Annotated in this window: 9 protein-coding genes; 6 read left to right on the top strand and 3 right to left on the bottom strand. The window is 65.1% G+C overall.

Annotated features, from left to right (window positions below):
• Positions 1 to 2: 2 nt before the first annotated feature.
• The 5 genes from FK531_RS03725 to FK531_RS03745 are packed head-to-tail and all read left to right on the top strand — an operon-like array spanning position 3 to position 5,395.
• On the top strand, positions 3 to 1,274 hold the full coding sequence (locus tag FK531_RS03725) for an MCE family protein (RefSeq protein ID WP_435531005.1): 1,272 nt from the start codon (positions 3 to 5) through the stop codon (positions 1,272 to 1,274).
• Positions 1,271 to 2,509: an MCE family protein gene (locus FK531_RS03730; RefSeq protein ID WP_142095251.1), complete on the top strand. Its 1,239-nt coding sequence runs from the start codon at positions 1,271 to 1,273 to the stop codon at positions 2,507 to 2,509. Before FK531_RS03725 ends, FK531_RS03730 begins: the two co-directional genes overlap by 4 nt.
• The gene (locus FK531_RS03735) at positions 2,506 to 3,924 is read left to right on the top strand and encodes an MCE family protein (RefSeq protein WP_142095252.1); all 1,419 of its coding nucleotides are present in this window, start codon (positions 2,506 to 2,508) and stop codon (positions 3,922 to 3,924) included. The genes FK531_RS03730 and FK531_RS03735 overlap by 4 nt, the downstream gene beginning before the upstream one ends.
• Entirely contained in the window at positions 3,891 to 4,703 is an 813-nt protein-coding gene (locus FK531_RS22230) for an Rv1363c family protein (RefSeq protein WP_181762797.1), read from the top strand. Before FK531_RS03735 ends, FK531_RS22230 begins: the two co-directional genes overlap by 34 nt.
• Entirely contained in the window at positions 4,700 to 5,395 is a 696-nt protein-coding gene (locus tag FK531_RS03745) for an Rv1363c family protein (protein WP_246097805.1), read from the top strand. Before FK531_RS22230 ends, FK531_RS03745 begins: the two co-directional genes overlap by 4 nt.
• Positions 5,396 to 5,670: 275 nt before the next feature.
• Here the strand turns inward: FK531_RS03745 and FK531_RS03750 are convergent, their stop codons facing one another.
• Positions 5,671 to 6,522 carry an SAM-dependent methyltransferase gene (locus FK531_RS03750; protein WP_246097848.1) on the bottom strand — a complete coding sequence of 284 codons (852 nt, stop codon included), beginning with the start codon at positions 6,520 to 6,522 and terminating at the stop codon, positions 5,671 to 5,673.
• 776 nt (positions 6,523 to 7,298) lie between these two features.
• On the opposite strand from FK531_RS03750, the gene FK531_RS03755 reads away from it, so the two are divergent.
• Complete coding sequence (locus FK531_RS03755; protein ID WP_142095254.1) at positions 7,299 to 16,877, top strand: type I polyketide synthase; 9,579 nt, start codon at positions 7,299 to 7,301, stop codon at positions 16,875 to 16,877.
• Between the two features lie 333 nt (positions 16,878 to 17,210).
• Here FK531_RS03755 and FK531_RS03760 read toward each other — a convergent pair whose 3' ends face one another.
• Both FK531_RS03760 and FK531_RS03765 read right to left on the bottom strand, forming a co-directional pair.
• Positions 17,211 to 18,773 (bottom strand): flavin-containing monooxygenase, encoded by a 1,563-nt coding sequence (locus tag FK531_RS03760; RefSeq protein WP_246097807.1) that lies wholly within the window; start codon positions 18,771 to 18,773, stop codon positions 17,211 to 17,213.
• A gap of 10 nt (positions 18,774 to 18,783) precedes the next feature.
• Entirely contained in the window at positions 18,784 to 25,023 is a 6,240-nt protein-coding gene (locus FK531_RS03765) for a type I polyketide synthase (RefSeq protein ID WP_142095255.1), read from the bottom strand.
• Positions 25,024 to 25,264: the final 241 nt, after the last annotated feature.

Here is a 25,264-nt window from a genome sequence, read left to right on the forward strand (position 1 = left end):
AGATGACGAACCGAAACAAATGGCTACTACGCGGTGGCATTGCCGCCGTGCTGGTCGCAGCCCTGGTAGCGGGGGCCTTCTTCCTGTTCCCCGGGCTGGGCAAGACCACAGTCACCGCATATTTCCCGTCCACGACGGGTCTGTATGCGGGCGACGACGTGCGGGTGCTCGGCGTGAAGGTCGGCAAGATCGAGAGCATCGACCCTTCCGGCGACAATGCCAAGGTGGTCATGAATGTCGACCGCTCCGTGGAGATTCCGGCCGATGCGAAGGCGATCATCGTGGCGCCCAGCCTCGTCGCGGCTCGCTTCATTCAGCTGACGCCGGTCTACTCCGGTGGCGACGCGATGAGTGACGGTGCCTCGATTCCGGTGGAGCGCACCGCGGTTCCGGTCGAATGGGACGAGATCAAGACCGAGCTGACGAAGCTGTCCGACGCGTTGGGCCCGCAGGGCGCGGCCGACCAGGGCTCGCTCGGCACCTTCATCGACACCGCGGCGGCCAACCTCGACGGCAACGGTGACGCGCTGCGCGCGACCCTGCGTGAGCTCTCCGACACGATGAAGACGCTCTCGGACGGACGCACCGACCTGTTCGGGACGATTCGGAACCTGCAGACGTTCGTGACCGCACTGTCCGCGAGCAATCAGCAGATCGTGCAGTTCGGCGGGCGTCTCGCTTCGGTGTCGTCCCTTCTGGCGGACAACTCGGACGAGCTGGGCAAGGCCCTGGGCGATCTGGACTTGGCAATGGGTGACGTGCAGCGGTTCGTCAGCGAGAACCGGGACGCGCTGACGGAGCAGGTCGGTCGGCTCGCCGACGCGACCGAAGTGCTGGCACGCAAGCGTCCGGAGCTCGAGCAGGTCCTGCACATTGCGCCCAACGCGCTCGCGAACTTCAACAACATCTATCGGCCGGCGTCGGGTTCCGTGGCGGGCGCCATCGCGCTGAGCAACACCGGCAATCCGATCAACGCCATCTGCGGCATGATCCAGGGCCTCGAGAGCAACGACTCCGGCAAGTCGGCGGACCTGTGCAAGGAGTACCTCGGTCCCGTGCTGAACTCGGTGGCCGTGAACTACCCCGGCTTCATGACCAATCCGGCGGTCGGCGTGGACGCGTTGCCCGGCCAGATCGCGTACACCCCGCCGAGCCTGGCGAACCGGGTGCCCGCCGCCGCGTCGAAGTCGTACTCGGGACCGCTCGCGGCGATGCCCACCGTCACCGTGCCCAAGGACCTCGGGGCACTGCTCAAGCCGGGAGGCGGTCGATGACCCCCAGATCCAGGAACACCAGGTCGATTCGCCGCCGCGGTGCGGTCGTGGCGGTCGCCCTCGGCCTCACTCTCACCCTCACGGGATGCGAGTGGAACGGGCTCAACTCGATTCCGCTGCCCGGGACACAGGGCAGTGAGGACGGCTCGTACACCGTCAAGATCCAGATGCCCAATGTGACTACCCTGTCGCAGAATTCGCCGGTGCGTGTCAACGACGTGACGGTCGGGACTGTGTCCGGGATCGAGGTGCAGGACTGGCACGCGCTGGTGACGGTGTCGCTGAATCCGGACGTCAAGTTGCCCGCGAACGCCACCGCGAAGATCGGTCAGACCAGCCTGCTCGGCTCGCAACACCTCGAACTGGCGCCTCCGCTCGGGATCGCGCCCCAGGGCACGCTGAAGGAGGGGGACGTCATTCCGCTCGAGCGTGCCGGGGCATACCCGACCACCGAGCAGACGCTGTCCTCCCTGTCGGTGGTGCTCAACGGCGGCGGGCTCGCCCAGCTCAACGACATCACCACCGAACTGAACTCGGCCCTCGACGGTCGTGCAGAGTCGGTGCGCGACCTGCTGCCGCAACTCGACAACCTGGTCGGCAGCCTGGATCGGCAGCGTGGGGAGATCGTCTCCGCGATGGAGGGCATCGATCGGCTTGCGGGCACCGTGAACCAACAGAGCGCCACCCTGACCGCGGCCCTCGAGGGCATTCCGCCGGCCTTGGAGGTGCTCACGGGACAGCGGCAGAACATCACCAATGCACTTGTCGCGCTTGGAAACTTCAGTGATGTCGCGACGCGGGTGATCAACAAGAGCGGCGACGATCTCAAGGCGAACCTGAAGTCGTTGACTCCGCTGTTGAACCAGCTGGCGGGCACCGGCAGCGCGCTCACGAACTCACTGACGATCATGCTCACCTACCCGTTCCCGATGAAGAATCTGGACCAGGTGGTACGCGGTGACTACGCGAACCTCATGATGACGGTCGACCTGACCAACAAGCGGCTGGACACGAACTTCCTGACCGGAACCGGACTCGGCGGCACTCTCGGCGGAGTCGAGGGCGCGCTGGGCAGGACGGCGGGAATTGCCGGACAGGCCTCGAACCCGTTGCAGAGTCCCGCCCCGAAGCCCGCGCCGGCTCAGCCGAAACCGGCCGCCGCGCCGGCAATTCCGGGTCTTCCGCAGCTCCCGCAGATCCCGGGATTGCCGCAGCTAGGAGCGCCCAAGCCATGATGCTCACGAAGTTCGTCCGTGCTCAGTTGATCATCTTCTCGATCCTGACCGTGATCGGCCTGGTGGTGATGTCCACCCAGTACGTCCGGCTACCTGCGCTCTTCGGGATCGGGCGCTACGACGTCACGGTGCAACTGCCGTCGACCGGTGGCCTGTATCCGCACGCGAACGTGGCGTACCGGGGCACGAATATCGGAACCGTCAACGAGGTCGTGCTCACCGACACCGGCGTCGACGCCAAGCTGTCCATCGACAGCAGTTACGACATCCCGGCCGACGTGGACGCGACAGTCAAGAGTGTCTCGGCGATTGGTGAGCAGTACGTGGATCTGATTCCCCGCACCGACAGCGAGCCGTATCTGTCGGACGGCGACGTGATTCCGCTCGACAGGTCGGCGGTTCCGACCGATGTCGGTTCCATGCTGGACCAGGCCGACACCCTGGTGAAGAGCATCTCGAACACGCGACTGCGGACCGTGGTCGACGAGTCCTTCAAGGCGTTCAACGGTGCCGGACCCGACCTGCAGCGGCTGATCGACTCGGCGCGCTTGTTCATCCAGGAGGCGAACAAGAACGTCGACGCCACCAAGACACTGATCGACCAGGCCGGTCCGCTGCTCGACACCCAGGTGGTCAGCAGCGACGCGATCCGGTCCTGGACCCGGGATCTGGTGACCTTCTCGAATCAGTTGCGCGCCAGCGATCCTCAGATCCGCGACGTGCTCGAGAAGGGGCCGGCGGCCGCCGAGCAGGCGAACGAGCTCTTCCAGGGGCTGCAGCCGACGCTGCCGCTGCTGCTGACCAACCTGGTCAGCGTCGGCCAGGTGGGCGTGATCTACAACAAGAGCATCGAGCAGGTGCTGGTGCTGTACCCGCCGATCACCGCGGCGCTGATGACCATGGCATTGAAGGGACCTCGCGACGAGGGGGGCATGGTGAACTTCGCCGCGGAGGTGAACGACCCGCCGCCGTGCACCACCGGCTTCCTTCCTGCGGATCAGTGGCGTCCGGGCAGCGCCGTGGACACGCCGGATACGCCTCCCGGCATGTTCTGCAGGGTTGCGCAGAACGACCCGACGACCGTGCGTGGTGCCCGGAACTCGCCGTGCATGGAGTTCCCCGGCAAGCGTGCGGCGACGGTCGAGGAGTGCAAGAGTCCGGAAGGCTACGTGCCGCTGGGCAACAACCCGCCCAACGGCCCCGTCAAGGATCCGTCTGTACCCTCGTACACGACCGTTCCCAGCTCGTATCAGGGAACGTCCGCCGTGCCCGCCACGGCACGACCGTATGACCCGACCACGGGCAAATACACGGGGACCGACGGTCGCCTGTACTCCCAGCCCGCGCTGGCATCGGGGGGTAAGCCGAGAGAGGATTCGACGTGGCAGACGATGATGACACGTCAGCAGGGCTGACGCCCGCGAAGAGCGGTGCGGCCACGCGCAGACGCGCGAGCCGCAGCGCCGGACCGGCCAAGGACGGGCCGGCGGTGGAGACCGTCGAGCAGAAGCCGACGGCGTCGCCGGAGACGGCGGCAACGCCAGCCGGAGCGGTGACCGCGAAGTCGACGAAGGTCGATGCGGACACGGATGGCGCCTCGACCGCTCCGGCGGCGGCGAAGGTTGACCTGTCCAAGGGTGAGCCGGACTCCGACACCGATAGCGACGAGTCGGAGCCCGCGGCCGAGACGGACACGCCGAAGCCCCCGCGCAACTGGCGCCGGCTGTCCCTGATCGGCGTCGTCGCGGTGCTGGTGGTCGCGTTGGTGGCCGCCGGAATCGTCCTGCTGTTCGACCGGAACTCCGCCAACGAGCGTGACGCCAGGCGCGGTCAGTTCGACCAGGTCGCCCGGCAGACGGTGCTCAATCTGACCACCATCAAGCCGGACACCGCCAAGGAGGACGTCGACCGCATCCTCGCGGGCGCGAGCGGCGAGTTCAAGTCCGAGTTCGACGGTCGTCAGGACCCCTTCGTCAGCGTCGTGAAGGAGGCCGGAGTCACCACCGTCGGCAAGATCATCGAGTCAGGGGTCCAGAGCGAGGACGGCGACACCGCAAGGGTTCTCGTCGCCGCCCGTGCCGATGTCAGTACCCCCGACAACAGCCAGAACGGCCCGCGTGACTTCCGGATGCGGGTGACGGTGACGGACGCCGACGGAACCATGACGGCGTCGAAGGTGGAGTTTGTGCCATGAGCGAAGACGACAAGTCGGTGACGCCGACCGAGCCCACTGACGTGGATTCGGTTGCGGCCGAGACGAGCACCGAGGATCTCGGCGTGGACCAGTCGGCCGCCGAGCCCGGCACCGACGTCAAGACGGCAGCAGACGACGCCACGCTCGAGGATATGGCAGCCGAGGAGGCTGCGCCCGAGGCGGAGCTGGACACCGCGTCGGGTAAACGCAACCCGCTGAGGATTGCACTGGCGGCGATCGGGACCGTGCTCGTGCTTGCGCTCGCCGGCGGCGTCGGCTGGCTGTACTGGGGCCACAGGCAGGACGTCGCGACCGAGCAGGCCCGCGTCGACGCGGTGCAGGCCGCCGGTGAGCAGGCGAAGGCGATGCTCTCGTACGACTACAACAAGGTCGACGACCAACTCGCCGCTGCCGCAGACGGTCTCACCGGTTCGTTCCGGGACGACTACACCAAGCTCGTGCAGGAGACCATCGCGCCGGGCGCCAAGGAGAAGAAGCTCACCGTCCAGGTCACCGTGCAGGCGGGTGCGCCCGTCTCGGCGACGCCGGACGACGCGGTGGTGCTGCTGTACCTGAACCAGATCACCACCAGCGCCGACGCGCCGGACGCCGCGACCACCGGTAGCCGGGTGCGGATGGAGATGCACAAGGACGGCGATCGCTGGCTCACCGCCCGGCTTACCCCGGTGTAAAGGCTCTTCCGACTTCATTGCGGTCCCTATTGGCCTCGACGGCACCCGCACGGTCGTGGTGGTGGCAGGTCCCCGTCTATCGGGGACCTGCCATTTTGCTTCGCGGCGATGTTCGGGGACGAGAGAACCGTGTTCAACCGGTACACATTAGGGGAGCGGGGCGTGACGACGTTGATGCGGCAGATCCTCGAGGCAGGTGTGGCCCATGCCCACGACCAGAAACCATTGATCCCGCGCCGGCTAAGCTGGCGCGGGATCAATGAGAAAGCTTGAGGCTAAATACCATCTCCCGCGGCCGGCTTGTCCGCAACAGCAACGATATAGTCCAGCCAAGGGGCCCAGAACGACACTCCTCTTGGGCCGAAAAAGCTCCGAATCAACGGATTCATTCTCCTCATCTCCGGCTGCCTGAGCTTAACGCTGACATATTCCGCATACTGAGGGTAGACGTGATCGCGGATGGAGTAGACTCTCACATCTTTGAAGCCGGCTGCGATGAGCGCTTGGCGGTATTCCTCCGCATTGGTGTGATTCTGACGGGAAGTCGTGAATATGCCGTGCACCACTTTTCCCAGGGGGCGTAACCGGCTGGTCTTGCTTGTAACATACTCATTTGCGAGCGGCACAACGTCGGCGGTCACCAACCGACCGCCAGGTGCCAAGACTCGGAATGCTTCCTCGAAAAATCGTGACCGCGACGGAAAGTGAAGCGCTGATTCGAGCGCGGTCACCTTCGTCGCGGACGCATCGGTTTGGGGCAGATCGCTTGCGGACCCGTGCGTATACTCGACGATGTCGCTGAGACCTAGTTCAGCGGCCCGCGCGGTCGCGATCTCGATCTGTTTCGCGGATATATTCACGCCTGTAATTCGTTTCGGTCCGAATTCATCCGCCCAGAGAAAATCTTGATCGCCGAATCCGCAGCCGACGTCGACCACCACATCATCGGACCCGAGGCGCGCTTCGGTCGCTACCAGCCGAGCCAGCGCCGCGCCCGCTTGATCGAAGGTTTGGGGACTGTCTTTCCAATAGCCCAGATTGAAAAACAGCGATTCCTCACCTAGCCAGTTGGATGCAGTGAGAATATCGTCATACACCCGACTGAATCGATCAGGAATCGCGGGCACGAAGACCAAGGACGCGAACCACCCCCATTCGCGAGTCCACCGCATAATCCGTCGGCTCGAGCTCTCGGAGTCACGAAATTCCATAACTGTCATGGGTTTGCCCCCCTCAGGCGATGGACCCCAGCCGATATGCGGGGCCGGGCGCCGATGCTAGCAGTCCTTTCGCGCCGTCGTCGGGTCATTCGCAGACGCTTGCGAGCGACAGTTCGGGGCGGGAGCTTCCTGTCCGGGGATCGCGGCAAGCCGACCATTCTCGGGTGGCGAGTGGTCGCCGAGTTCACGAAGTCTGGTGTCCGTCAGGCACTTCGGGTCGAATGCTTGCATCGGGCAGGAACGTGTTCTAACTTGATGAAGTGGTCTGTGGCCGGCCCAACGATCCTGCGGGCGCGGGCGAGGCTTCGGGGGATCGACCGTTCCTGCGCGAGCACATCCGTTCTGGCTTTCGGGTTTCTGCTCGCCAGTTCAGCCGGATCTGAGGGGTGGGAATTCAGGCATGAGGAGTCATATGTCGGCGATCGCGGCATTTCGGATACTGGATGCCTTCGCCCATTATTGCGAATGCAGTGTCGACCTTCCGATGACCATCGCAGCGGCCTGCACCGCGGTGGACACCTAGAAATTCAGGGTTCGGTTTGACCCTGGATTGGTCCAGCCCGGAACACACCAGATCGTCAACGTGGCCGATTCCCTTCTCGACCATTTCGTGGTTGATCTCGACGGATACCTACGACAACACATCGCAACCCAACTTCATTTGACTTGGATGGGGAATTGGTATGACTCGGGTAAATCCAGGGCGCGCTGAGGTTCTCGATGATGAGCCTGAGCGGACGCAGCCGATCGCGATTGTGGGTACGGGCTGCCGGTTTCCCGGCGGTGTGGAGTCTTCAGATGACCTGTGGCAGTTGGTAGTTGACGGTCGTGATGGTCTATCAGACTTCCCGGCGGACCGCGGCTGGGACCTGGAACACCTGTACGACCCGGAGCCGGGTGTGCCGGGCAAGTCCTACGTACGCGTGGGCGGATTCCTCCAACAATCATCCGAGTTCGACGCCGAGTTCTTCGGGATCAGTCCGCGCGAGGCGTTGGCGATGGACCCACAGCAGCGAGTGATGCTGGAAACCGCATGGGAGGCGCTGGAATCAGCGGGCATCGACCCATCGGCGCTACGCGGAAGCGACACCGGAGTGTTCTGCGGGGTGATGCACAACGACTACGGGGTCGGCGCCGGCCGGCAGGTTCCGGTCGACGTCGAGGGCTATCGATTGACCGGCAGTTCATCCAGCGTGGTGTCGGGCCGGGTGTCGTACGTGTTGGGGTTGGAGGGCCCGGCAGTTTCGGTGGACACCTCGGCCTCGTCGTCGTTGGTGGCGCTGCATCTGGCTGTTCAGGCGTTGCGGTCGGGAGAGTGTTCGCTGGCGCTGGCCGGTGGTGTGACGGTGATGTCCACACCCGCGACGTTCGTCGAGTTCTCCCGGCAGCGGGGGCTCGCTGTCGATGGTCGGTGTAAGCCATTCGCCGACGCCGCCGACGGCACGGCGTGGGGGGAGGGCTCGGGTGTGCTGGTGCTGGAGCGGTTGTCCGATGCCCGACGCAACGGGCATCAGGTATTGGCAGTGGTGCGGGGTAGTGCGGTCAATCAGGATGGTGCGTCGAATGGCTTGACCGCACCGAACGGTCGCTCCCAGCAGCGGGTGATTCGGCGTGCGTTGGCCAATGCAGGGGTGTCTGCGGCCGAGGTCGATGTGGTGGAGGCCCACGGCACGGGGACCAGGTTGGGTGATCCGATCGAGGCGCGGGCGTTGCTGGCCACCTATGGGCAGGACCGGCCGGAGGATCGGCCGGTGTGGCTGGGGTCGGTCAAATCCAACATCGGGCATACCCAGGCGGCTGCCGGTGTGGCCGGGGTGATCAAGATGGTTCAGGCGCTCCACCGAGGAATCTTGCCCAAGACGCTGCACGTGGATACGCCGTCCACACAGGTGGATTGGAATGCTGGGCGGGTGGAGCTGCTCACCGAGCAACGCGACTGGCCGATGGTCGATCGGCCGCGTCGTGCCGCGGTGTCGTCGTTCGGTGTCAGTGGCACCAATGCCCACGTCATCCTCGAGCAGGCGCCGGAGTCGGTGACCGATCCGGTGACCGATCCGGTGACCGGTGTGGACGGATCGGTCGCGTGGGTGGTGTCGGGTCGGACGCCGGAAGCGTTGGCGGGGCAGGCGAGTCGGTTGTCGCGTTATCTGCTCGAGCGTTCGGATGTGGATCCGGTGGATGTGGCGGTGACCTTGGCGGGCCGGTCGCGGTTCGAGCAGCGTGCGGTGGTCGTGGGCGGGGACCGAACGGCGCTGTTGGGCGCTTTGGCGGCGGTGGCCCAAGGGGTGCCTGGTGATGGTGTGGTGTCGGGAACCGCACGTGCGCATGGCAAGACGGTATTGGTGTTTCCGGGTCAGGGTGCACAGTGGCTGGGGATGGGCCGGGGATTGTCGGCTCGGTTTCCGGTGTTCGCGCAGAAGATGGCCGAGTGCGATCGGGCGTTCGCTCCTTTGGCGGAGTGGTCGTTGCTGGATGTGCTTGCCACCGATGATGCGGGGTGGCTCGAACACGTCGAGATCGTGCAGCCGGTGCTGTTCGCGGTGATGGTGTCGCTGGCGGAGTTGTGGCGTTCGGTCGGCGTCATACCCGATGCGGTGGTGGGTCATTCCCAGGGTGAGATCGCCGCGGCTCATGTCGCGGGCGGGTTGTCGCTCGAGGATGCCGCCCGGATCGTGATCCGGCGGTCGGCGGCGTTGGCAGCGTTGGCGGGTCAGGGCGCGATGGCGTCGGTATTCGCGTCGCGGGAGCGGGTCGAGGAGCTGCTCGAGGGGTTAGAAGGGTTGACGGTGGCCGTGGTCAATGGCCCTGGGTCGACGGTGGTTTCCGGCGCGAGCGGGCCGTTGGAGTCGCTGTTGGGTGAGTGTGAGCGTCGTGGTGTTCGTGCGCGGCGGGTGGCGGTGGACTACGCCTCGCATTCGCCCCAGGTCGACCAGCTCCGTGATCACCTGATGCAGGCACTGACCACAGACCGGACACCATCACTCGAGACCGGATCGTCGCGGGCGGCGTTCTATTCGACTGTCACCGGCACGGTCCTGGATTCGGCCGGGTTGGATGCGGACTATTGGTACCGGAATCTGCGGGACACGGTGTGCTTCGAGCAGGCTGTGCAGGCGTTGCGTAGGGACGGGTACACCGTGTTCGTCGAGGCGAGCCCGCACCCGTTGCTGGGTGTCGACATCGAACAGATCTGTGAGGCTTCGGCTTCCGACGATGGCCGGGACCCGGTCATCGTGGGTTCGTTGCAGCGCGACCAGGACACTGTTCTCGCGTTCACCCGCTCGATGGCTCGTTTGGATGTGGCGGGTGTGGACGTCGTGTGGGATGCGGTGTCGGGGGGGCGTGGTCGGCGTGTGGAGCTGCCGGGTTACGCGTTCCAGCGTCGCCGGTATTGGTTGAGTTCGTCGGGGGTAGGCGATGCGGAGTCGTCCGGGTTGTCAGAGGCCGCCCATCCGGAGGTCCGTGGCGCGCCGGGAGTTGTGGCGGGTCTGCGGCAGCGGTTGGCGGGACTGACCGACGCCGAGCGGAAGGCGCTGGTGCTGGACACTGTTCGCGGTCAGGTTGCCGCCGTGCTGGGCCACGACAGCGGTGCGGTCATCGATGCCGGCCGTAATTTCCGGGATCTGGGCTTCGACTCGCTCACCGCGGTCGAGGCACGCAACCGGCTGAACACCGTCACGGGCTTGCGGTTGCCTGCGTCCCTGGTTTTCGACTATCCGACACCGGACGCCGTGACCGAGCACATCCTCGCTCGGCTCACCGACACCGATGCCGCTACGGCATGGGAATCGGTGCCGGTGGTGTCGTCGTCGGAGCCGGTGGCGATCGTGGGCGTGGGGTGTCGGTTTCCGGGTGGGGTGTCTTCCGCGGAAGAGTTGTGGCAGTTGCTGGTTGACGGATGTGATGTGATCTCGGATTTCCCGGCCGACCGCGGCTGGGACGGGGTGTTCGATCCGGCGCCGGGTGTGACGGGCAAGTCGTACACGAAGGCGGGCGGATTCCTTTATGACGCAGCCGAGTTCGATGCCGGGTTCTTCGGGATCAGTCCGCGTGAGGCGATCGGGATGGACCCCCAGCAGCGGATCCTGCTGGAAACGGCGTGGGAGGCACTCGAACACGCCGGAATCCGGCCTGCGACGCTGCGAGGCAGCGACACCGGCGTGTACGTCGGTGTGATCGACCAGTCCTACGGTGTCGGCGCCGGTGATGGCGACGGGGTCGCGGATGGCGGGTTCACCGGTGTGACAGCGAGTGTGGTGTCGGGTCGGGTGTCGTACGTATTGGGGTTGGAAGGCCCTGCGGTATCGGTGGATACGGCGTGTTCGGCGGGTTTGGTGGCCGTGCATCAGGCTGCGGCGGCGTTGCGGTCGGGAGAGTGCTCGCTGGCGTTGGCGGGTGGTGTGACGGTGATGGCGACCGCGGGAATGTTCGTCGAGTTTTCGCGGCAGCGGGGGTTGGCGCCGGATGGTCGGTGTAAGCCGTTCGCGGAGGCGGCTGACGGGACAGCGTGGGGTGAGGGCTCGGGTGTGCTGGTGCTGGAGCGGTTGTCCGATGCGCAACGCAACGGGCATCAGGTGCTGGCGGTGGTGCGTGGTTCGGCGGTGAATCAGGATGGTGCGTCGAATGGATTGACGGCGCCGAACGGGCCTTCGCAGCAGAGGGTGATTCGGCGTGCGCTGGCCAATGCAGGGGTGTCTGCGGCCGAGGTCGATGTGGTGGAGGCGCACGGCACTGGCACCACGTTGGGTGATCCGATCGAGGCCCAGGCGTTGCTGGCGACTTATGGTCAGCGAGATCGTGATTCGGAACCGGTGTGGTTGGGTTCGGTCAAGTCCAATATCGGGCACACCCAGGCGGCTGCCGGCGTGGCCGGGGTGATCAAGATGGTGCAGGCCCTGCGCCACGGGGTGCTGCCCGAGACGCTGCACGTGGACGCACCGTCCTCGCATGTGGATTGGACCGCAGGACACGCTCAGCTGCTGAGTCGGGCACGGGACTGGCCGGAGGCCGATCGTCCGCGACGGGCCGCGGTATCGGCGTTCGGTATCAGCGGCACCAATGCCCACGTGATCCTCGAACAGGCACCGGTGAGCGAGCCGGCACCGCAACGACGGACACCGATAGATGGGTCGGCGCCGGTAGCGTGGGTGGTGTCGGCGCGAACCCGGGATGGGTTGGCGGAGCAGGCGGCTCGGTTGTCGACCTATCTGGGGCAGCGTCCGGATGCGGATGCGATGGATGTGGCCGCGACATTGTCCGGACGTTCGCGATTCGAGCATCGTGCGGTGATCGTCGGCGGGGATCGGGCGCAGTTGCTGGGCGGGCTCGACACGGTGGCGCGGGGGCTACCCGCCGGCGCCGCCGATGTTGGTGCGGTGGTGTCGGGGGTTGTCGGTAGACACGGTAAGACGGTGTTGGTGTTCCCGGGTCAGGGTGCGCAGTGGCTGGGGATGGGGCGGGAGTTGCTGGCTTCCTCGCCGGTGTTCGCAGAAGCCATGACCGAGTGTGATCGGGTGTTCTCCACGTTGGTGGACTGGTCGCTGCTCGAGGTGCTCGACGGCGGCGAAGGTGCGCCCTCGCTGGAGCGTGTCGAGGTTGTGCAGCCGGTGTTGTTCGCGGTGATGGTGTCGCTGGCACAGTTGTGGCGTTCGGTCGGTGTGGAACCCGATGCCGTGGTGGGTCATTCTCAAGGTGAGATCGCCGCAGCCTATGTGGCCGGTGCGTTGTCGCTCGCGGATGCCGCCCGGATCGTGATTCTGCGGGCGGCGGCGTTGACGGCGTTGGCCGGTCAGGGTGCGATGGTGGCGGTCGGGCTCCCGGTCGAGCAGGTCGAGCGGCTGCTCGAGAGGTTCGACGGGTTGGCGGTGGCTGTGGTCAACGGCCCGGGGTCGACAGTGGTGTCCGGTGACATCGGGCAGGTGGGGTTGTTCCTGACCGAGTGTGAGCGACTCGATGTTCGCGCCCGTCGGATCGCAGTGGATTACGCCTCGCATTCTCCCCAGGTCGAACAACTACGCGATCACCTGCTCGACGTACTGACCGAAATCCAGCCGCGTTCACAAGATTCCATCGGTCCGAAGGGTTCGTCGGGGGTGGTGTTCTATTCCACCGTCACCGGCACGATCCTGGACCCGACCGAATTGGATGCCGCGTACTGGTTCCGCAATCTGCGGGAAACGGTGCGTTTCGAGCAGACCGTGCGGGCATTGCATCGCGACGGATACGGCGTGTTCGTCGAGGCGAGCCCACACCCGCTGCTGACCGTCGACATCGAACAGATCTGCGAGGCAGCAGATCCCGGCAGCAGCAATCCTCCGAACAGCGATGACCCGGTGATCGTGGGTTCGCTGGTGCGCGGCGAGGACAGCGCGATCGCGTTCACGCGTTCGATGGCCCGGTTGGATGTGTCGGGTGTCGATGTGGTGTGGGATGCGGCGAGTCAGGGCCGTGGTCGTCGAATCGAGTTGCCCGCGTATGCGTTCCAGCGTCGCCGCTATTGGTTGACGTCGACCGCGACCGGTGACGCGGTGTCGCTGGGGTTGGCCGGGGCCGGGCATCCGCTGTTGGGTGCGGTTATGGCGTCCGCGGACACGGGTGCGGTGGTGTTGACGGGTCGGTTGTCCTTGGCGTCGCAGCCGTGGCTGGTCGACCACGCGGTCGGTGGGGTGGTGTTGTTCCCCGGTACCGGGTTCGTGGAGTTGGCGATGCGGGCAGGGGAGGAGGTCGGCTGCCCGGTGTTGCGGGACCTGACATTGACGACCCCGTTGGTGTTGACCGCCGAGGCCGGGGTGCAGCTGCAGGTCGTGGTCGATGGGCACGATGGGCAGGAACAGGGTGTTCGGCGGGTGATGGTGTATTCCCGTGCTGCCGGGGAACCGCAGGCGGGGTGGGTCACTCATGCCGAGGGAATGCTTGCGGGAAAGGGTGTCGATTCCGCGAATTCGGTTGCCGCCGACGCGGTGTCGGAGGGGTTGGCGGTGTGGCCGCCGCGTGATGCGGTAGCGGTGGCGGTGGCGGATCTGTATGCGGTGTTGGCGGACCTCGGCTATGACTATGGTCCGACCTTCCAGGGGCTGCGGTCGCTGTGGCGTCGTGGTGAGGAGTTGTTCGTCGAGGCTTCGTTGCCGGATTCGGTGAGTGATGCGTCGGGGTTCGGGCTGCATCCGGCGTTGTTGGATTCGGTGCTGCACGCCAAGGTGATGGATACCGAATCCGGTGGCGAGGTGATGTTGCCGTTCGCGTGGTCGGAGGTGTCGCTGCACGCGGTCGGCGCGTCGGTGGTGCGGGCCCGGATCAGGCCGACCGATTCCGGTCCCGGCGCGGTGGCGATCGAGGTTGCCGATACGGCCGGGCGTCCGGTGTTGACGGCTGGGTCGTTGACCTTGCGGCCGGTGTCACCGGGACAATTGGGTGCCACGCGCACGCGTGAGCGGTTGTGCGCGGTCCAGTGGACGCCAGCGCCGACTCCGATCCCGAGTTCGGGGTCGGTACCGGAGTCTCGGGTGTTCACCACGGTCGAGGGATTCTTGGCGTGGACGCGCGACGATACTGCGTCGGTGCCGCCGGTGGTGGTGCTGGACCGGCGCGAGATCGGCTGCACCGCCGAGGATGTGCCGCGGCGGGTGCATCGGGCGACCGCTGACGTGCTGGTCGGCTTGCAGGCTTGGCTGGGTGAGTCGCGGTTCGCCGGGAGCATGCTGGTGGTGTCGACCTGCGGGGCTGTCGCACGCGACGGTGAGGAGATCGTTGATCTGGCCGGTTCCGCGGTGTGGGGTTTGGTGCGTTCGGCGCAGTCGGAGGACCCGGACAGGTTCGTACTCCTGGACACCGATCACTCTGTCGACCTGCCGGGGGTCGCGTTGGCGGAGGTGTTGGCTTGTGGTGAACCCCAGGTGATGGTCCGCGGGGGGGTGCTGCACCTGGCCCGACTGACCCGGCTGACCGATTCGCTGGGTCTGGTTGTACCGGAGTCGATGTCGTGGCGGCTGGAAGCCGGCGACGAGACTGTCGACGGGCTCAGGCTGAACCCGTGCGGTGCCGCGGATCAACCATTGGGGCAGGGGCAGGTGCGTCTTGCGGTGCGGGCCGGTGGCCTGAACTTCAGAGACGTTCTCATCTGTCTGGGTGCGGTGGACGTGGGGAACACCGCGATGGGCATGGAAGTTGCCGGGGTGGTCGTCGAGGTCGGCCCGGGGGTGGAGGGCTTTGTCCTCGGAGACCGGGTGATGGGGCTGATCGAAGATGGTCTGGGTCCTTTCGTGGTGACGGATCAGAGACTGATCGTCCACCTGCCCGAGGGATGGTCGTTCACCGATGCGGCCACGGTTCCGATTGTTTTCCTCACCGCCTATTACGGTCTCCGGGATTTGGCTGGGGCCCGGCAGGGAGAGACTCTGCTGGTGCACGCGGCTGCCGGCGGGGTGGGTATGGCGGCTACCCAGCTGGCCCGATACTGGGGAATCGAGGTGTACGGGACCGCTAGCCAGGGTAAGTGGGACACCTTGGCTTCCATGGGGTTCGATGAGCAGCACATCGGGGATTCGCGCTCACTTCGTTTCGGGGAACAGTTCATGACGGCCACTCGCGGTCGTGGTGTGGACATCGTTCTGGACTCGCTGGCTGGGGAATTCGTCGATACGTCCTTGCGGCTGTTGCCGCGCGGCGGCCGCTTCTTGGAGATGGGCAAAACCGACATACGCGATGGCGGAGAGATCGCCGCTCGCTATCCGGGAGTGCACTATCGTGCATTCGACCTGTGGGATGCCGGGCCGGATCGGATCGCAGAGATGCTGGTCGATCTCAGGGCGATGTTCGACAGGAAAGTGATCGTTCCGCTGCCCGTCAAGACATATGACATTCGGCGTGCGCGCGATGCGTTCCGATACTTCAGTCAGGCGCGTCATATCGGAAAGATCGCCCTGTCCATCCCGGCGGGGGAGGCCTGTGCGGATTCGGATGTGGTGTCGGCGGTGTCGGCGGGCACGGTGTTGATCACCGGTGGTACCGGTGGGTTGGGGTCGATGCTGGCGCGGCATCTGGTGACCGATTACGGGGTGCGGTCGTTGGTGTTGGCCAGTCGCCGCGGCCTGGCGGCGTCGGGGGCAGAGGACTTGGTCACGGAGTTGACCGGGTTGGGTGCCCGGGTACGGATCGTGGCGTGTGATGTGTCCGATCGCGGTGAGGTCGTGGAGTTGTTGGCCGCGGTGCCTCACGACGCGCCGTTGACCGGCCTGGTCCATACCGCGGGTGTGCTCGACGACGGTGTCGTGGTGTCGTTGAGCCCGGATCGGATGGATGCAGTCTTGGCGGCCAAGGCGGATGCGGCGTGGCATCTGCATGAGTTGACCCGTGAGTTGGATCTGGCGTTGTTTGTGTTGTATTCCTCGGTCGCGGGTGTGTTGGGCACCGCGGGGCAGGGCAACTATGCCGCCGCGAACGCGTTCCTCGACGGGTTGGCCGAGTATCGCCGTGGTGAAGGTCGGACGGCGGTGTCGATCGCGTGGGGTTTGTGGGCCGCGGGCACCGAGATGACCGGGCACCTCGGCGAGGCCGACACCACACGTCTTGGTCGGGGTGGAGTGGTGGCGATGTCGGACGAGCAGGGTTTGGCGTTGTTCGACGCCGCTGTGGCGCAACATCGCGCGGGTGTGGTCGCTGCCCGCGTGGACACCGCCTCGCTGGCTTCCGGTGCGCGCGCGGGCACACTGGCTCCGTTGCTCGAGGGCTTGCTACCGGGGATCCGTCGCGTCACCGGAGTTGTAACGGGTCTGCGGCAGCAGTTGGCGGGACTGACCGGGGCTGAGCGAAAGACGCTGGTGCTGGACGCTGTTCGCGGTCAGGTCGCCGCAGTGTTGGGCCACGACAGCGGCGCGGCCATCGATGCCGGCCGTAGCTTCCGGGATCTGGGCTTCGACTCACTGACCGCGGTCGAGGCACGCAACCGGTTGAACACCGTCACCGGGCTTCGGTTGCCCGCGACGCTTGTCTTCGACTATCCGACACCGGACGCGGTGACCGCGCACATCCTCACCCAACTCACCGACACCGATGTCTCCGAACCTCTTTCGCTCCTGGAAAGAGAAGTAATGGATATGGTCGACGGCAACAGAATGACCAGTGAGTTCTACTCGAAGTTGTTGAACTTGACGCGAATCGCCAGTCGGGCGACTGATTCTCGGGATTCAGCCCAGTCGGAAGACGTCATGGCCATGAGTGATCAAACGTTGCTTGACCTGTTGGAGGACGAATTCGGTATCTCGTAGCTTCGCGAACGCCGTTGATGTTCAGGCGATTTCACACATTCAGTCCCGAAGGATGAGCACATGACATCTCTCCTGATTCGTCGAGACCTTCCACACCCCCCTGGGCGCGTGCCCCTCTTGGGTGATATCACCCATATCGATCGTTATCGCCCTATTCGGAATGAAACGGCCCTGTCCGCATCGCTCGGCCCCATTTTCGCCGTATCAGCTGAAGGTCGTACCCCGAGCCAGCCGATGAGGCCGACTGGCCCACGCCGGGATCGTGCCGCGGACCTCCGGCACGATCCCGGTGGGGGACCCAACGACGACTACTCGGTACGCCTCAGATACTGATCACGGGAGACCGGGTGTGTCCACACGGCGACCCGGAACCTGATGCTCTGCGTCGAAGTGATAGTCGGTGAACGGGTAATGGCGTCCACGCCAACGTGTTTCGAGGGCGCCGGCGGGTCGGAAGTACGGCGTGTCACCGTGCGAGTTGCGGTAGTAGGTTGGAACACCCTGCGTCTCGATGTAGTGCCGAAGGACCTGACCACGCCTGCGGATCTCGGCATGGTAGGCGGCGTGCGCCTGTTCGCTCACCTCGACAGTCGACGCCTGGCGGCGCCGAGCCTCCGTTATCGCTCGAATAGCGTGTGATGCGGTGGTTTCCACCATTCCGTGCCATCCGATATCGGACAACGAATACGGTCCGACCAGCATCCAGCGGTTCGGCAGGCCGGCTATGGCCACGCCCTCATAGGCCTGTACTCCATTGGCGTGGAAGAACTGACCGAGATCGAATCCGTCCCGCCCGACAATGGTGCCTTCGGTGTAACTCTCCGGCTCGGTGTGCATCTCGTAGCCGGTTGCCAGCACGATGACGTCATATTCATGCTCGGTGCCGTCGCTGGTCCGGATGCCGTGCTCGGTGAACCGCTCGATGTCGTCGGTGAGCAGGCGGACATTGTCGCGATTGAACACCGCCGGATATCCGGTCGACAGGGTGAGTCGCTTCGCCATGGGTCCATAGCCGGGTGTCAGTGCGGCGGCCGTTTCGGGGTCATCGATGACCCGTCGGAGATACGCTCGGTAAACCCGCTTGGTGAAGGCATCGAATGCTGCCATCAACGGTTTCGCCACAGTCAAGGGCAAATACGTAGCCAGTCTGGCGATGGGTTCCAACCCCAGCAATATCATCCCGGACTGGGCCGCCGCCACGCCTGGCACCCGCAAGGCGGCTTGAAGCCAGCGCGGGACTCGGTAGTTGGGTTTGGGTACACACCACACAGGCGTCCGCTGGTAGACATCGAGGTGACCTACCTCGGGCGCGATCATGGGCGTGATCTGCACGGAACTCGCGCCGGTACCGACCACAGCCACGCGCTTACCCGCCATATCGAATGCATGGTCCCAGGTGGCCGGGCTTTGCACCCTACCTGTGAAGTCATCGAGACCCTTTATGCCACTGTCGACTTTGGGCCGCAGAAAGGCACCGACCGCGCTGATCACGAACCTGGCCGTGATGATCTCGTTGTCCGCGGTGTGCAACGCCCATCGGCGGTGTGTCTCGTCCCAGACTTCGCGGACGATCTCGGTGTGGAACTGTAGATGCCGATAGAGACCGTAGCGGCGGGCGACGTCCTGGTGATATGCCTGAACCTCGGCACCTGTCGGAAACGCCGTTGGCCAGTCGGCCTTGCGAGCGAACGAATACTGGTAAACGAGCGCGGGTACGTCCACGCTGATCCCCGGGTAGGAATTGTCGCGCCAACTGCCGCCGACCTCTCCCGCGCGTTCCAGGATGGTGAACTCTTCGATCCCCGCGCGTTTGAGCAGTGCACCCGCCGCGATACCGCCGGGACCCGCCCCGATCACCACGATCTCGTGATCTGGTTGCGAAGTCATAGTGCTCATTACGTCTCCCTCACTGAATGGGTCGGATGCCGGCGCTCAGCTGTGTGAGCCAATGGTCTATCGGCTGCGCCGCTACTCGGACCTCGGCACCGCACAGCGCAACGTGCTCGGCATCCACGGTCTGGACCGTCTGCGCGGTTGACCATTCTTCTGTCGGCCACTCGTTGAGGCGCTGATGCAAAGGCGACGATCGCGTGAACTTGACGACAAGCGTCGCACAGTCAAGAGGCTTGTGTTCGATCTGCATCACCAGGTCGAACCACCAACCGAATGCGGTCAACCGCGATGTGGTGAGGCCGGCGAGATCGGGGATCGTCGCGTCCATCTCGAGCATGTGGTTCCCGCGGCCGTTCAGTTGGCATTCATTCGCCTCGCGGTCGATGAAGCCGTCGAGGATGACCAGGCCCTGCAGTCGGGTACTTCCTTGTTCCACTAGCCGAGTCGCCGCCGCGTGGGCGATGTTTCCCCCTGCCGAATAACCGGCCAGGACGAATTCGTCCTGGCCCACCGTATCGAGGACCGTCTCGACAATGCTGCCGATGGCGGCATCGAGTGAGGCAGGAAGCGGCTCATCCGGATCGTATCCCGACAGCGGGATAGCCGAGACCCGGCGGTGACCGCCCAAATGGGCGGCAAGCTGCGTGTACTGAATGGATCCGCCGAGGAACTCCGGGGCATTGACAAATACCAAGTGCGGCAATACATCCCGTCCAGTATCGTCGGGCGAACCGCCACTGATTTCGATGCCGGTCGGCATTCCCCCGGTGAAATGGTCGAACCGCGGACGGAGTTTCGCTGCTGCTCGCAAGAGCGCGAAACCCTGTGTGAACCTGTTGTCCGCGATCGCCTGCCGGATGACACCGACCAAAGTCTCTTCGGGAGGGGCAGGTTCTGCCGCCGGAAGATCGGGGGATTCGCGAGCCGTATCCGACGGCCGCATCGGCGCTGCCACGGTCTGCCCATGGGATCCGAGTAGTTCGTGCAGAATGTGTCGGGCGAGGGTTGCCGGTGTGGGATGGTCGAAGATCAGGGTCGCGGGCAGTCGCAGTCCCGTGATTGTGTTGAGTCGGTTACGGGCCTCGACCGCGGCGAGCGAATCAAAACCCAACTCCCGGAAGTTGCGAGCTGGATCGATCGCGTCGCGACCGTCATGGCCGAGCACAACCGCCATCTGGTCTCGCACCACGCCCAGCAGCATTGGCAGTCGCTCGGCATCCGCCAGCACTGAAATCCGCTCTCGCAGAACCGCCTCACGCTTCCGCGACAGTTCCGGCATCGAACGACGTCGTGCACTCGATACCAATCCCCGCAGCAGCGGGATCAATGTCCCCGCAGTGATCTGCGTATCCAGCGCCACCTGATCCAGCGGTGCCGCAACCACTGCGGCACGGTCAGCAACGATCGCAGTGTCGAACATTGCCAGACCTTGCTCAGTCGAGATAGGTGACAGCCCAACACGACCCAACCGAGCGGTGTCCGTACCAGCGAGATGCCCGGTCATCCCGGTATTGGAAGCCCAAAACCCCCACGCGATCGAAGTCGCGGCCAGCCCACCCGCACGCCGATGCTCGGCCAACCCATCCAGGAACACGTTCGCGGCTGCGTAGTTGCCCTGCCCTGCATTGCCCAACACACCCGCCGCCGACGAGTAGAGCACGAACATCGCCAAATCAAAACGGCTCGTAGCCTCGTGCAGATACCAGGCGGCATCAGCCTTTGCTGCCAGCACCGCGTCCATCCGGTCCGGGGTCAGTGACGTGATCACACCGTCGTCGAGCACGCCGGCCGCATGCACCACACCCGTCAACGGGGACTGCTCAGGCACCGCCGCCAACAACTCGGCCACCCCATCGCGAGTCGCGACATCACAGGCCACAATCCGTACCCGAGCGCCCAGCCCGCCCAGCTCCGTCATCAACAGCGCCGCTCCCGGCGCAACCGCACCACGACGACTCGCCAACACAAGCGACCGCACCCCATGGTTTGTCACCAGATGCCGCGCCAACGCCGCACCCAAACCACCCGTACCGCCGGTTACCAGCACCGTCCCAGCCGACACCACGCCACCCGCGCCCGAACCCGGCGCGGCCGGAACGGGTAGCCGGGTCAATCGGGCTACATGCACGACACCGGCACGGATCACGACCTGGGGCTCGCCCGAAACGATCACCGCCGCCAGCCCTTCGGCGGTCAGCTCGTCAGTGTCGGTGTCGACCAGGACGATTCGGCTCGGAGCCTCCGACTGAGCCGAACGCACCAGACCCCAGACCGCCGATCCCGCCAGATCGGTGACATCGTGCCCAACCAGGCCGACCGCACCACGAGTGACCACAACCAGAGTGCTCGCCGCACACCGCAACCCACCCAACCAGGCCTGCAACACGCGCAACATCTCATGCGTCGCCTCGCGGACGCGGCTCGGCACATCCGCGTCTGAGCCTGCACCGATCACGCCACGGTCGAACACGACTACCGCAGGTACGGTCACGTCCTCGTTCTGCACCCAGCTGCGGAAAACCTCGCCATCGACGACAGTCTCGGCATCGACAGGCGAGATGACCTGCGCCGCTGTGGGTGTCCACTGCACTCCATGCAAACCGTTCTGCACAGAGACGGCGTCCAGCTGTGCGGAAGATACCTCCTGCACAGTCACGGACCGCGCCGTGAGCACCATCCGGCCGACCGCATCGGCGACCTGGATCGATACTGCATCGATGTCGCCAGGTACTGGAGTGATGCGCGCCCGTAGCAGTGACGCTCCGGTCGCGTGCAAGGTCAACCCCTGCCAGCGGAATGGCAACTTCACTAGCCCCGGATCGGGATCGACATCGACGAGCTGTCCGTGCAGCACCGACTCGAGCAAGGCCGGATGCAACCCGAACCGCGACACATCGGTTACCGATTCGGGTAGCTCAACCTCCACAAATAGTTCGGCGCCACACCGCCATACCGATCGCAACCCCTGGAAAGCCGGTCCACACTCGTCACCGGCAACAGCCAACCGGTCATACAGACCATTCACAGGCACGGCGACCGCACCATCGGGTGGCCATACTGCCAACCCCGCGTCCAGTTCCGCCACGCCCTCGATACCCAGCACACCCTGTGCGTGCAGAACCCACATGCCGTCGGCGGCCTCGGCACGGGAATGCACCGACACCGACCGGCAGCCGAGCTCGTCGGCACCGTCCACCACTACCTGCAACTGCATCCCGACCTCGTCGGGCAGCACAAGAGGCGTCAGCACAGTCAGCTCCTGCACCAGCGCACATCCCACTTCCGCTGCCGCTCGCAAGACCAGTTCCACGAAAGCGGTACCCGGGAACAGCACAAACCCACCCACGGCACGATCGGCCAGCCACGGATGGGTCGCCAGGCCGACCCGGCCGGTCAGTACGACACCGTCCCCGTCCGGGGACACCACCACTGCCCCCAGCAACGGATGACCGGCCGCCGACAGCCCCAGCGACGACGCATCCCCTCCACTCGAGCCGCCATCCAACCAATACCTGCGCCGCTGAAACGCATACGTCGGCAATGACACTCCGCCCCCACGCGCGGGTCCCAGCAACGCCGCCCAATCCACTGCTACACCCGACACCTCCAACTGCGCCGCCGACAGCAGGAAGGCGTCCATTCCCCCTTCATCACGTCGCAGCGAACCCACTACGGTCACCGGATCGGCACCCAGTCGAAGGTCACATAGTTGCTCGATACCGACCGTGAGCAGAGGATGCGGACTGACCTCGACGAAGACGTTGTACCCGTCCTCCAGCAGAGCCTGAGCCGCTTGCTGGAAACACACCGGTTCCCGCAGATTCCGGAACCAGTAGTCCGCATCCAACTCGGTGCCGTCCAGCACACCACCGGTCACGCTGGACCAGAACCCGACCGGTGACGGTCCGGGCGCGAGTTCGGCCAGCATCTTCACGAGTGGTTCACGGAGCACGTCCACCTGTGGCGAATGGGAGCCGTAGTCCACCGATATTCGGCGTGCTTGAATGTCTTGGCGTGCACAAGCTTCCAGGAAATCTTCGAGCTGCACCGCCACACCGGACACCACCGTTGCCTGCGGGCCGTTCACCGCAGCGACCGACAATTCGTCGTATCCGGCCAGCAGCGTGGTGACCTGGTCGACAGGCAAGGACACCGACACCATCCCGCCCCGCTCAGTCAAAGCAGTCAAGGCGGCCGACCGCAGGACCACGACCCGAGCGGCATCCTCGAGGGACAAGGCCCCCGCCACACACGCCGCGGCGATCTCGCCTTGGGAATGACCCACCACCGCGTCCGGAACAACACCAACCGAGTGCCACAGCTCGGCCAACGACACCATCACCGCGAACAGCACCGGTTGAACCACGTCGACGCGCTCCAACGGCGGCGCTCCTTCGGCACCCGCGAGCACGTCGAACAACGACCAATCCACCAGCGGCGAGAACGCGACATCACACTCGGCCATCTTCCGAGCGAACACCGGCGAACGGTCCAGTAGCTGTCTTCCCATGCCCAGCCATTGAGCCCCCTGACCAGGGAATACCAGCACCGTTTTGCGTGGCACTGCAGCCGCGCCGGTCACCACGCCAGGCCTCGGAGTCTGCTCCACCAGCGCAGTCAGCCCCGCAAGCAACTGGTCGCGATCCGCACCTACCACCACCGCACGGTGGTCGAACCGCGATCGGTGAGACCCCAACGACCGCGCCACGTCCTGCACGTTCATCAACGGGTCACCGGCCACGAAATCCCGCAGACGCCGCATCTGCCCCGCCAACGCATCCGGCGTCCGGCCCGACACCACCCACGCCACCGACTCGTCCCCACCAGCATCGGCGCCGGCGTCGGTCACGGCGTCGGTCACCGATTCCGGTGCCTGTTCGAGGACCACGTGGGCATTGGTACCGCTGATACCGAACGCCGACACCGCAGCACGGCGCGGCCGATCGACAACTGGCCAATCCCGCGCCGCAGTCAACAACCCCGCACGCCCCAACGTCCAATCCACATGCGTGGACGGCTCATCCACGTGCAGCGTCTCGGGCAGCACCCCGTGGCGCAGGGCCTGCACCATCTTGATCACCCCGGCCACGCCGGCAGCCGCCTGGGTGTGCCCGATGTTGGATTTGACCGAACCCAGCCATACCGGCCGATCCTCCGGCCGGTCCTGCCCGTAGGTGGCCAGTAACGCCTGGGCCTCGATCGGATCACCCAACGTGGTGCCGGTGCCGTGCGCCTCCACCACATCGACCTCGGCCGCAGACACCCCGGCATTGGCCAGCGCCCGCCGAATCACCCGCTGCTGCGAAGGCCCGTTCGGCGCGGTCAAACCATTAGACGCACCATCCTGATTGACCGCACTACCCCGCACTACCGCCAGCACCTGATGCCCGTTGCGTTGCGCATCGGACAACCGCTCCAGCACCAGCACACCCGAGCCCTCACCGAACGCGGTCCCGTCGGCAGCATCGGCGAACGGCTTACACCGACCATCTGGCGCCAACCCCCGCTGCCGCGAAAACTCCACAAACGATCCCGGGGTCGCCATCACCGTCACACCACCGGCCAGCGCCAGCGAACACTCCCGCGACCGCAACGCCGCCGCAGCCTGATGCAACGCCACAAGACCAGACGAACACGCCGTGTCCACCGACACAGCAGGGCCTTCCAGCCCCAGCACATATGACACCCGACCCGACACCACACTGGGCGAAGAGCCGGTCAATCGATACCCCTCCAGTCCATGATCAGCCCCGACTCCGGGTATCCCGCCATAAGTCTGTCCGAGGACGCCGACGAACACGCCAGTGTCACTGCCTCGCAATGAATCCGGCTTGATGCCCGCCCGCTCCAACGCCTCCCATGCCGTCTCCAGCAGCACCCTCTGCTGAGGATCCATCGCAATCGCCTCGCGCGGACTGATCCCGAAGAACCCGGCGTCGAACTCGGCTGCGTCGTAAAGGAATCCGCCCTTGTTCGTGTACGACTTACCCGCAGCACCTGGCTCCGGGGAGAACGAACCCGACTGATCCCACCCACGATCAGAGGGCCACACCGACACCGCATCACGACCCTCGGCAACCAGGCGCCACAGGTCATCCGGCGATTCCACGCCTCCCGGAAAGCGGCACCCCATGCCCACGATCGCCACCGGCTCCGAGGCCTGCTGCGTCAGCTCTCGCAGCTTGGCCCTGCTCTCCTGGAGCTCGGCTGTGACACGTCGTAGGAGATGTTGCAGCTTCTGCTGATCGACCATTTCGGAACCTCTATTCCAAAGAGCAAGAACCCAATCCAGACAAAGACTCAGGCATACCGAACTCGTCGTTCACAAGGCGGCGACTTCATCATCTGCGTCGACTGGAGATATGCCGATAGGGCCGAAATTGACGAGGCGACGAATCCTCTCGAGTTCGGCGATCATAGCGACCGAAACGTCATCTGATGCAGCTGAACCTCAGCGCGATCGGCTCGAGCTCAACGGCATCGGTGTGCCGGCC

The sequence above is a fragment of the Rhodococcus spelaei genome, assembly GCF_006704125.1.
GTDB classification, from domain to species: domain Bacteria; phylum Actinomycetota; class Actinomycetes; order Mycobacteriales; family Mycobacteriaceae; genus Rhodococcus_G; species Rhodococcus_G spelaei.

Excerpts from the sequence above, each read along its gene's own strand:
- FK531_RS03730 (WP_142095251.1), top strand. The coding sequence starts at position 1,271 with ATGACCCCCAGATCCAGGAACACCAGGTCGATTCGCCGCCGCGGTGCG.
- FK531_RS03760 (WP_246097807.1), bottom strand. The coding sequence starts at position 18,773 with ATGAGCACTATGACTTCGCAACCAGATCACGAGATCGTGGTGATCGGG.
- FK531_RS03725 (WP_435531005.1), top strand. The coding sequence starts at position 3 with ATGACGAACCGAAACAAATGGCTACTACGCGGTGGCATTGCCGCCGTG.
- FK531_RS03735 (WP_142095252.1), top strand. The coding sequence starts at position 2,506 with ATGATGCTCACGAAGTTCGTCCGTGCTCAGTTGATCATCTTCTCGATC.
- FK531_RS03755 (WP_142095254.1), top strand. The coding sequence starts at position 7,299 with ATGACTCGGGTAAATCCAGGGCGCGCTGAGGTTCTCGATGATGAGCCT.
- FK531_RS03745 (WP_246097805.1), top strand. The coding sequence starts at position 4,700 with ATGAGCGAAGACGACAAGTCGGTGACGCCGACCGAGCCCACTGACGTG.
- FK531_RS03765 (WP_142095255.1), bottom strand. The coding sequence starts at position 25,023 with ATGGTCGATCAGCAGAAGCTGCAACATCTCCTACGACGTGTCACAGCC.